Below are 9,626 nucleotides of genomic sequence, written 5' to 3' on the forward strand. Positions count from 1 at the left end.
CGCCTGACTGATGCGATCACCGCCTGCGTCGGCGGCGGCAGCAATGCGATCGGCCTGTTCCATGCCTTCCTCAACGACCGCCAGGTCGAGATCGTCGGCGCTGAAGCGGCCGGTGATGGCATCCACACCGGCCGCCACGCAGCTTCCATCGCCGCCGGCCGCCCGGGCGTGCTGCACGGCAACCGCACCTATGTGCTGTGCGACGACGATGGCCAGATCATCGAGACCCATTCGGTGTCGGCCGGCCTGGATTACCCGGGTGTAGGCCCCGAGCATGCGTTCCTGGCCGACAGCGGCCGTGCGCGCTACGTCGGCATCACCGACGAAGAGGCGCTGCAGGCCTTCCATCTGCTGGCCCACACCGAAGGCATCCTGCCGGCGCTGGAGTCCAGCCACGCGCTTGCGCAGGCGATGAAGCTCGCGCGCGGGCGTCCGCGCGACCAGATCGTGCTGTGCAACCTGTCAGGACGTGGCGACAAGGACGTGCATACCATCGCGGCGCGCGAAGGGCTGGTGCTGTGAGCGCACTGATGCGCAGTACGGGCGTGCTGCTGGTGCTGGGCCTGGCCGCGTGCCAACCGCCGGAACCGCCGGTGCTGGCGCCGGCGGCCAAGGCCGCTGCGCAACCGGCGCAGCCGATGGCGGCCAACGATGACGTCGACCCGATAGCGAGCACGCCCATCGATGATCCACCGGCCTCGGCCGCAGTCTCCAGCGATGACGCGCCCGCCGTGGCGTCGGTGGCGCTGGATCATGCCGGCGAGGTGCTGATCGGCCAGCACATGAGCGACCTGAAGGCCTTCGGGCCGTGGAAGGCAATGGGCGCGGTCGAAGCCATCGGCGGCAGCTGCGAGTACTACGACGGCAAGGGGCTGCCGCCCGGCGTGTCGATGATGACCGACGAAGACCGCGTGGTCCGTTTCGATCTTGGTCCGGGCGAGGACGCCAAGGCGCCGGTCGACCAGCCGGGTCCGTTCGGACTGCGCATCGGCATGACGCGGGCGCAGGCGGTGGCGCAGTTCCCCGGCGCGCCGGTCKCCAGCCCGCATGCCTACGACGGCGATCAGGGCGAGTACCTGACCTGGCAGGATCCGGGTTCCGACCTGGGCATCCGCCTGGAAGTGTTTGAAGGGAAGGTCATCCTGATGTACTGGGGGACCAGCGAAGCGATTGAACTGATTGAAGGATGTGCCTGAGATGCCTGTTTCCCGACTCGATGACTGTTTCCAGCGCCTGCGCCAGCAGCAGCGCAAGGCCCTGATCCCCTTCATCACCGCCGGTGATCCCTCGCTGGAAGCCACGGTGCCGGTCATGCACGCGCTGGTCCAGGCCGGTGCCGATGTGATCGAACTGGGCGTGCCGTTCTCCGATCCGATGGCCGACGGCCCGACCATCCAGCGCAGTTCCGAGCGCGCGCTGGCCCGCGGTGCCGGCAACCGTTACGTGCTGCAGGCGGTGGCGCAGTTCCGGCAACAGGACACGCAGACGCCGGTGGTGCTGATGGGCTATCTCAACCCGGTGGAGATCCACGGTTACGTGGCGTTCGCCGAAGCGGCGGTGGCGGCTGGCGTGGACGGCGTGCTGCTGGTCGACCTGCCGCCGGAAGAGGCCAGCGAAGCCCAGCAGGCCTTCGACGCTGCAGGCCTTGCGCTGGTTCTGCTGGCATCGCCGACCACCAGCGAGGCACGCGCTGACAAGCTGCTGGCGCTGGCCCGTGGCTATCTGTACTACGTCAGCTTTGCCGGGGTCACCGGCGCCTCGGAACGACTGGACAGCGACGCGGCCAGCGCACGCCTGCAGGCGCTGCGGGCCAGGGCCAGCGTGCCGGTGGTGGCCGGCTTCGGCATCAAGGACGCAGCCAGTGCGGCGGCCATGGCGCGCCAGGCCGACGGCGTGGTGGTCGGCAGCGCACTGGTGGCGGTGCTGGCCGAAGCGACCTCCACCGAGGATGCGGCGCAGCGCGCCGCAGCGTTCCTGGCTCCGCTGCGGCAGGCATTGGATCAGTAATGGTAGCGCCGGGCCATGCCCGGCGGTGGGGCGCGCAAGAATATCCGCAAGCGGAGCTAGACTGTCCGCCTTTGCGGCCCCCGGGCCGCCCTGAACGGAAGTGTCCTCCCGCATGAGTTGGCTCAGCAAGTTGATGCCGTCTGGCATCCGCACCGACAACACCCCCAGCAAGAAGCGCAGCGTCCCCGAGGGCCTGTGGGAAAAGTGCAGCAACTGCGGCAGTGCGTTGTACCGTCCGGAGCTGGAAGAGAATCTGGAGGTCTGCCCGAAGTGCGGCCACCATATGGCCATCCGCGCGCGCGCCCGTCTGGCTGCGCTGTTCGACGCCGACAGCACCACCGAGATCGCTGCCCGCCTGGGGCCGACCGACCTGCTGAAGTTCAAGGACCAGAAGAAGTACAGCGAGCGCATCAAGATCGCGCAGAAGAACACCGGTGAGTACGACGCGCTGATCGCCATGCGCGGCCTGCTCAAGGGCCGTCCCCTGGTGGCCTCGTCCTTCGATTTCGCCTTCATGGGGGGCTCGATGGGCTCGGTGGTCGGCGAGCGCTTCGCCCTTGCCGCCGAAACCGCCGCCGAGATCGGCGCACCCTACGTGTGCTTCTCCGCCAGTGGCGGCGCGCGCATGCAGGAGGGCCTGTTCTCGCTGATGCAGATGGCCAAGACCTCGGCCGCGCTGGGCAAACTGCGTGAAGCCGGACAGCCGTACATTTCGGTGCTGACCCACCCGACCACCGGCGGTGTGTCGGCATCGTTCGCGATGCTGGGCGACATCAACATCGCCGAACCGCGTGCACTGATCGGCTTCGCCGGCCCGCGCGTGATCGARCAGACCGTGCGCGAGAAGCTGCCKGAAGGSTTCCAGCGTTCGGAGTTCCTGCTCGAGCACGGCGCCATCGACCAGATCTGTGACCGTCGTGAACTGCGCGACCGCCTGGCCGACCTGCTGGCGATGCTGCGGCGCGAGCCGGCACCGGAGGAAGCTTGATGGGGAGCCGCAAGTACTTCGGTACCGACGGCATCCGCGGTCGAGTCGGCCAAGGGGCGATCTCGGCTGATTTCGTGCTGCGCCTGGGCAACGCCCTTGGCCGCGTGCTGGTCGCCCAGCGCGGCCAGGAGGGGCGCCGTCCGATCGTAGTGATCGGCAAGGACACGCGGATCTCCGGCTACATGTTCGAAGCCGCGCTGGAAGCCGGGCTGGTCGCTGCGGGCGCTGACGTGCAGCTGCTCGGCCCGATGCCGACCCCGGCCGTTGCCTTCCTGACCCGTACCCTGGGCGTGGACGCGGGCATCGTCATCAGTGCGTCGCACAACCCGCACTACGACAACGGCATCAAGTTCTTCTCCGCCCAGGGCGAGAAGCTCGACGATGCCACCGAGCTGGCGCTGGAAGCCGCATTGGACGTGCCGTTCACCACGGCCGTTTCGGAAAAGCTCGGCAAGGCCTCGCGTGCACGCGAGGCCGTCGGCCGTTACATCGAGTTCTGCAAGTCCAGCGTGCCGCGCGCGTTCGATCTGCGCGGTGTGCGCCTGGTGCTCGACTGCGCGCATGGCGCCACCTACCAGATCGCGCCGCTGCTGTTCCGCGAACTGGGCGCGGAGGTCATCGGCATCGGTGCCGAACCCAATGGCGTCAACATCAACGACGGCGTCGGGTCGACCCACATCGACAACCTCGCTGCCAAGGTGCGTGAGACCCGCGCCGACCTGGGCATCGCCTTCGACGGCGATGGTGACCGGGTGTTGATGGCCGATGACCGCGGCAACCCGGTCGATGGCGATGACCTGGTGTACATCCTGGCGCGCGCATGGCAGGCCGAAGGGCGCCTGCGCGGCCCGGTGGTCGGCACCCTGATGAGCAACTTCGGTCTGGAAAAGGCCCTTGCCGAACTGCAGATTCCGTTCCAGCGCAGCAACGTCGGCGACCGCTACGTGCATCAGGCACTGGTGGAGGGAGGCGGCGTGCTCGGTGGCGAAGCGTCCGGCCATCTGCTGTGCCTGGACCGGGCCACCACCGGCGACGGCATCGTCAGTGCCCTGCAGGYACTGGTGGCGCTGAAGCAGCAGGGAAAGAACCTGCGCGAAGCGTTGCAGCCGTTGTCCAAGGTGCCGCAGAAGACGGTCAACGTGCGCCTTGGCGATGTCTCGGCCAAGGCCACCGTGCAGGCCGAGAGCGTGCAGGCTGCGCTGCTCGAAGCGCAGCAGGCGGTATCCGGTCGCGGGCGTGCCTTCCTGCGTCCTTCCGGCACCGAACCGGTGGTGCGGGTCACGGTCGAGGCCGATGACGCGACGCTGATGCAGGACACCCTGGACCGGCTTTCGGCGGCGGTCAGGACAGCGGCCGCGGCCTGAACCCTGTCGCTGGATCGAACCGACAACATGGCCGCTTGTGCGGCCATGTTGCTGTCTGCCGCAAGCAAGGCATCAGGCGCTGCGCGGCATCTCCGTCTGCCATCTCCAGGTGTCGCGGCACATGTCCGCCAGGCCATGGCGCGCGGTCCAGCCCAGCTCGCGCAGGGCCAGGGACGGGTCGGCAAAACTCACCGCGATGTCGCCGCTACGACGACCGGTGATCCGGAACGGAATCGGCCGGCCGACGGTCTGCTCGAAGGCCTTGATCAGTTCCAGCACGCTGTGGCCCTGGCCGGTGCCCAGGTTCAGGGTGATGCTGCGGCGCTTGTCGCGCAGGTACTGCAGCGCCAGCACATGGGCCCGCGCCACGTCCTGCACATGGATGTAGTCGCGTACGCCGGTGCCGTCACAGGTCGGATAGTCATCGCCGAATACCTGCACTTCGGGCAGCAGGCCGGCGGCCACCTGGGCGATGTAGGGCATCAGGTTGCTGGGCGTTCCGTGCGGCAGCTCGCCGATCAGCGCGCTTGAATGCGCCCCCACCGGGTTGAAGTAGCGCAGCGTTGCCACATGCAGCGCCATATCGGCGCCGACCAGGTCGGACAGCAGCTGCTCCACCACCAGCTTCGAACGGCCATAGGGCGTCATCGCGCAGGTCGAGGCCGTTTCGGCCACCGGGCAATGGTCCTGGTCGCYGTACACGGTTGCCGACGAGCTGAACACGAACGTGCCCACGCCGGCATCGCGCATGGCGCCGAGCAGGGCGAGGGTGCCGCTGATGTTGTTGTCGAAGTAGTCCAACGGCATCTGCCGCGATTCGCCAACCGATTTCAGCGCGGCAAAATGCAGTACCGCATCGATCGAATGCTCGCGCAGCACCGCGGTGATCCGCGCACGGTCACGCACGTCGGCCTGTACGAACAGCGGCGCGATGCCGGTGATGTCGCCGATCCGGCCGATCACCCCGGCGTCGCTGTTGCACAGTGAATCGACGACGACCACCGCATGGCCCTGCTGCTGCAGTTCCACGCACGTGTGGGAGCCGATGAATCCAGCGCCGCCGGTAACCAGAACGTTCATTTCCTGTAATCCTTCCACTCTGTTGGAGCTTCCTTGCCGAAGCTGTGCCAGCCCAGTGCTGGCAGCGCCATCACGGCCCCGGCACCATCTTCTTCTGCCGCGCCTTGAAGCCGTTGAACAGGGGGGCGATCAGCGGGTTGTAGCTCCACGCGATGCGCTTGCGCAGCCAGCTTGCCGGCCGGTTGCGGATGGCGAAGCGGTAGATGCGCTCGGGATCGCCGCCGACCACGTTGCGGCCGAACGGATGGGTGGTATGCAGGTAGCGGAAACCCTGCTCACGCGCCACTTCGATATAGTCCTGGTCAAAATCGCCGTAAGGCCAGCACAGGGTGTCCGACACTTMGCCCAGTTTCTCCAGCAGCACTTCCTTGGCCATCGAGAGGTCTCCACTGATGCCGGCGCGGCGCTGGGCGCGATCCAGGTCCTGGCGGCGCAGCCAGCGCGTATGGGTGTGGGTGTGGCAATGGATCTCGAAGGTGCCCGCCTCGATGGCCGCRCGTGCTTCGCTCCAGCGCATCATCACCTCGTCACTGCGGCCCTGTTTGTAGATCAGGTCTTCGCAGGCGCGATGTTCGGGCGTTTCCGGCAGCGTGGCGCCGGCGATGCCGGCATGCGGGCGCATCGGCCCCTCGTGCATCCAGCCGGTCACCACGAACACCACCGCGTGCATGCCGTACTTCTGCAGGATCGGATGGGCGTAGACCCAGTTGTCCAGGTAGCCATCATCGAAGGTGATCACGATCGATTTGCGCGGCACCGGCTTGCCGGCCAGGAAGCCGGCGTACTGGTCCAGCGTCAACGAGGTCCAGCCGGTGCGCGCCAGCCAGGCGATCTGGCTTTCGAAATTCTCCGGCGACACCGTGATCATGCCGGGCGAGTTGCTGACGTGGTGATGCATCAGCACCGGTACGGTTCTGGCATTAGCCATGACCCAGCTCCTTCATCCATTGGTGGTAATAGTGTTCGGTGGCTTCAGCGTGGCCTTCGGGGCTGAAACGCTTGGCGCTGCGGATCCAGTCCCAGCCGGAACGTCCCATCTGCCGGCGACGCTCGGGATCGTCCACCAGCAGCCGCAACGCCCCGGTGAGGGCGCCGCCGTCACCCAGTCGAGTGAGGATGGCATTGCTGCCTTCCACCAGCATTTCAGGCACGCCGCCGACCCGATGCGACACGATCGGCAGGCCGGCCTGGGCCGCTTCCAGGAACACCGTGCCCGATGCTTCCTTGTGTGTGGCCAGGGCGAAGATGTCAAAGCCGGGCATCAGCTGGCTGGCATCACTGCGGAAGCCCAGCAGATGGACCTGGTGCTGCAGGTCGTGCTCGGCGCACGTGGCCTGCAGGCGCTGCATCACTGCCTGGCCATCGCCGACCACCACCAGATGCAGGCGGGGATTGGCCTTGCACAGCGGCACCATGGCCTGCAGCAGTTCGGCGTGGCCCTTGGGTTCGCGCAGCACGGCCACGCAGCCCACTACGATGTCCTGTTCGTCGAATCCGAGCTCGGCGCGCACGCGTGCGCGCGCCTCCTGCAACGCCTGCCAGGAGGGCTCATGCGTGGCGTCGGTTGGCGCAACCGCCATCGGCGGCACGATGCCGATGTGATCGGCGGGAATTCCCCGGTCGGCCAGCAGTTGCTTGACGAAATTGCTCACCGTGATGACCCGGTGCGGCAGGCCGGTGTAGGTCAGCAGCGAATTCACCGGGCTCATCAGGTGGCGCGAGCGCACTACCAGCGGTGTGCCGCCCAGGCGTGCGCCCGCGGCGGCAATCAATGCATCGCGACGGCTGGTGGTGTTGACCACGTCGTAGCGCTCGCGGCGGACCAGCCGTGACACCGACCAGATGCCGCGCAGCAGCCGGGCCAGGCCGCCCATGCGCAGCGTATGCACGGTGAAGCCATCATCGCGCGCGCGCTTTGCCAGGCGCGCGTCCGGCTGGCACAGCAGGGCGACGTCATGGCCGCGCGCGCGCATCACCTGCATGTGGCGGAAAATGTAGATCTCCTGCCCGCCCATGCCTTTGGCGGCTTCGGTATGCAGGATGCGCAGCGGACGGTTCATGGTGGATCGGTCCTTGGATTCAGCGGTTGCGGAAGCGCGTCAGCGCTTCCCATGCCGCGCGGATGCTGGCGGCGTCGGGGGTCTGTTGCGGCAGGGGGCGGTAGCGCGCATCGAGCGCGGTGGCGTTGCCGAATTTGTCGAACACGTAGATCGCCTCGCCATTGCGCACCGCACGCTGCGACCAGCTTTCCACCACCAGCGCACGCTTGCCGGTCGGTGCAGCCAGCAGGTCGTGGCCGGTGCTGTAGTCGGTCAATGCGTTCTCGCAGCCCAGGCCGTGGCGCATCAGCGTCGGCACCCAGTCTTCATGCGAACTGACCCGCGCGTCGCGGCCGCCACCCTGGCCGGGCCAATGCAGCACGAAGGGCACCTGCAGCTGGTGGTTGGAGAAGTTGCCGTTGTGGCCCCAGTAGTTGAGTTTGAGGTCGTTGAATTCCTCGGCGTGGTCACCGGTCACCAGCACGATCGTGTCCTGGTCCAGTCCCTGCGCACGCAGGTCATCCAGCAGCGATCCAATCAGGCTGTCGGCGTAATGCACCGCGGTGTGATAACGGTTCAATTCCGGCGTTGGATCGTGCTCGGGGCCGAACTTGAGAAAATCGATGGCATCGGCCATCGGCGTAGCGAGCGGCGGATAGCCGGCCGGCATGTGGTAGGGCGCGTGGGTGGAATCGAGGAACACGAAACCAAACCACGGGCGCTGCGCAGCCTGGCTGGCGCGGATGTCCTTCTGCAGTCCAGCGACGATGGCGGCATCACGGCCGTCGGAGGTCAGTTCGGACGGCCCCTGGTGCAACTGGTCGCGGACATCGGCGAACGCTGTGCGATCGAACTCCGGGCTGTACAGCGGCGCGCTGCCATACAGATGCAGGTCATAGCCCTGCTGTCCCAGCACCTTGAACAACTGCGAGCCGCGCTGCTCGTCGAGCATGCTGGGCCAGTAGCCACCCGGCAGGCCGTACAGCAGCCCGAACAGACCATAGCGGGTGGCGTTGCCGGTGCTGAAATGATGTTCGTACACCCGCGAGGACCGGGCCAGCGCCGAGGCGTTGGGCATGAACTGCGGGGTGAGCACGTCATGGCGCAACGACTCCAGTACCACCATCAGCACGTTCGGCCGCTGGTGGCTCTGGCAGCGAAGGGGCTGCAACGGATAGTTGAGCTGGGCATGGCGCGGATCGGGCAGGCCGACCTGGTGCTGGCTGACCACGCCGAAGCGGCGCATCGCGCTCTTGGCGGTGATCGGCTGCGCCAATGGCAGGTAGTTCCATTGGCTGATCACTGCGCGTTCGCCGAGCGCGTCGTAGTAGGCAGTGGCGACCTGGCCGCCGCCCATCAGCAGGGCAACCACCGCCCAGGCCTGCAGTACCCGCCGCCGCCGTGGCGCTGCGGGCAGCAGCTTCCAGCACGCCCAGGCCAGCAGGCCCTGCGCGGCGAAAATCGCCGATACCAGAGCCGCCGCCTGCAGCCAGGTCTTCCAGGACAGGCTGACCTGATCCTGCAGGGCGCCGCCGAACACCATGTTGGCAACCATCGCGTTGAGGTGGAAGCGATACAGCGCGAAGACCTTGGCATCCACCAGCAGCAGGCACAGCCACAGGCCCTGGCAGATCACCGCCGAGACGCTCAATGCGCGCGCGCTGCGCGGCCACAGGCCGATGGCCAGCGGCAGCAGGCCAGCCAGGGCACCGAACGCGAGCAGGTGGCCGGGCAGGGCGAACGCCAGATAAGCCAGGCCGAGCGTGCCGCCGGGGTTGTCGCGTAGCGGCACGTTGCCCAGTGCGATGAGCGCGGCCAGCACGGCGTTGGCGGCCACGAACATGGACCACCAGGCCAGCCGGCGCCAGCGTCGGGCAGGGCCGGAAATAACAGCGGCAGTGGCGTCGGGCAGGGCGGCATCCATGGCGGGGCGGGTTCAGGTGGGCAACGGGGCGATTTCCGGCGTGACGAAGTCGTTAAACCGCGCGCGGGTGGCGCATTGTATCGGTTTGTTTCAGTGTGTCGGTGGCGTGTTCCGATCTATCTGTCACAATGTTCAGATCGGTCGCCATTGCATGGCGGGCCCGTACCGACTCAACGACAAGCCAGGAACCGCTGTGAGCCAGATCCCCACCCTCGACATCACCC

The 9,626-nt window shown here is 67.2% G+C and carries 9 protein-coding genes; 5 read left to right on the forward strand and 4 right to left on the reverse strand.

The annotated features are described in order from the left end of the window. From AC1VAN_RS05990 to glmM, 5 genes are all read left to right on the forward strand, one after another. Positions 1-522: pyridoxal-phosphate dependent enzyme (locus tag AC1VAN_RS05990; RefSeq protein ID WP_480985449.1), on the forward strand; the 522-nt coding region annotated here is incomplete at its 5' end. Next, entirely contained in the window at positions 519-1,196 is a 678-nt protein-coding gene (locus AC1VAN_RS05995) for a hypothetical protein (RefSeq protein ID WP_480985450.1), read from the forward strand. The genes AC1VAN_RS05990 and AC1VAN_RS05995, both read left to right, overlap by 4 nt. Position 1,197: 1 nt before the next feature. Then, positions 1,198-2,007, forward strand: coding sequence for a tryptophan synthase subunit alpha (gene trpA / locus AC1VAN_RS06000; RefSeq protein WP_032975003.1), 810 nt, complete (start codon positions 1,198-1,200; stop codon positions 2,005-2,007). Positions 2,008-2,119: 112 nt separating this feature from the next. Next, on the forward strand, positions 2,120-2,995 hold the full coding sequence (gene accD, locus AC1VAN_RS06005) for an acetyl-CoA carboxylase, carboxyltransferase subunit beta (protein ID WP_032975002.1): 876 nt from the start codon (positions 2,120-2,122) through the stop codon (positions 2,993-2,995). Further along, on the forward strand, positions 2,995-4,359 hold the full coding sequence (glmM, locus tag AC1VAN_RS06010; RefSeq protein ID WP_480985451.1) for a phosphoglucosamine mutase: 1,365 nt from the start codon (positions 2,995-2,997) through the stop codon (positions 4,357-4,359). The genes accD and glmM overlap by 1 nt, the downstream gene beginning before the upstream one ends. Positions 4,360-4,431: 72 nt before the next feature. On the opposite strand, the gene galE is transcribed toward glmM, so the two are convergent. The 4 genes from galE to AC1VAN_RS06030 all read right to left on the reverse strand — a co-directional run bounded on the left by galE (position 4,432) and on the right by AC1VAN_RS06030 (position 9,402). Beyond that, positions 4,432-5,439 (reverse strand): UDP-glucose 4-epimerase GalE, encoded by a 1,008-nt coding sequence (galE, locus tag AC1VAN_RS06015; RefSeq protein WP_480985452.1) that lies wholly within the window; start codon positions 5,437-5,439, stop codon positions 4,432-4,434. Positions 5,440-5,509: 70 nt separating this feature from the next. Beyond that, positions 5,510-6,367 (reverse strand): polysaccharide deacetylase family protein, encoded by an 858-nt coding sequence (locus AC1VAN_RS06020; RefSeq protein WP_480985453.1) that lies wholly within the window; start codon positions 6,365-6,367, stop codon positions 5,510-5,512. Then, positions 6,360-7,499 (reverse strand): glycosyltransferase family 4 protein, encoded by a 1,140-nt coding sequence (locus AC1VAN_RS06025; RefSeq protein ID WP_032974999.1) that lies wholly within the window; start codon positions 7,497-7,499, stop codon positions 6,360-6,362. The genes AC1VAN_RS06020 and AC1VAN_RS06025 overlap by 8 nt, the downstream gene beginning before the upstream one ends. A 19-nt stretch (positions 7,500-7,518) precedes the next feature. Further along, a complete protein-coding gene (locus AC1VAN_RS06030; protein WP_442251653.1) occupies positions 7,519-9,402 on the reverse strand; it encodes a DUF3413 domain-containing protein in 1,884 nt (627 codons plus the stop codon). Positions 9,403-9,626: the final 224 nt, after the last annotated feature.

This window comes from Stenotrophomonas sp. 05L44_2, assembly GCF_056665995.1.